Origin of the sequence: Roseisolibacter sp. H3M3-2, assembly GCF_029211165.1 — a bacterium.
Taxonomy (GTDB): Bacteria; Gemmatimonadota; Gemmatimonadetes; order Gemmatimonadales; family Gemmatimonadaceae; genus Roseisolibacter.
This window is the reverse complement of sequence record NZ_JARGEK010000799.1, coordinates 1-547: the sequence shown is the minus strand read 5'-3', so window position 1 is coordinate 547 and position 547 is coordinate 1. Positions and strand designations below refer to the sequence as shown.

Below are 547 nucleotides of genomic sequence, written 5' to 3'. Positions count from 1 at the left end.
GGCGGCCGCCGAGGCCACGCGCGTGTGCGTCGTCGCGGCGTCCACCGGCGGCCCTAACGCGCTCGCGCTGCTCGTCCCGGTGAGGGCGCGCGGCGCCGGCGCGGCGGTGCTGATCGCGCAGCACATGCCGGCCGGTTTCACCGGCTCGCTGGCGCGGCGGCTGGCCGCGCGCTCGACGCTCGCCGTGCACGAGGGGGTCGAGGGCGCCGTGGTGCACGCCGGCGCGGTGTACGTCGCGCCGGGCGGGCGCCACCTGCGCGTGGTGCGCGGCGACGACGGCGTCGCGCGGCTCGCGCTCGACGACGGGCCGACGGTGTGGGGGGTGCGCCCGAGCGCCGACGTCCTCTTCGCCTCGGCCGCGCAGGCGTTCGGCGCCGCGACGCTCGGCGACGTGCTCACCGGGATGGGGCGCGACGGCGCCGAGGGGATGCGCGCCCCGCGCGCGGCGGGCGGGCGCGCGCTGGTGCAGGCGCGCGAGACCGCCGTCGTTCCGGGCATGCCGGACAGCGCGCTGGCGCTGGCGGGCGCCGACGCGGTGGTGCCGCTC

Annotated in this window: 1 protein-coding gene; it reads left to right on the top strand. The window is 81.4% G+C overall.

All coding sequences use genetic code 11. From position 1 onward, the window contains the following. Nucleotides 1–547, top strand: a 547-nt coding sequence (locus PYV61_RS26480; protein ID WP_275836884.1) for a CheB methylesterase domain-containing protein, incomplete at both ends; no start/stop codon positions are given.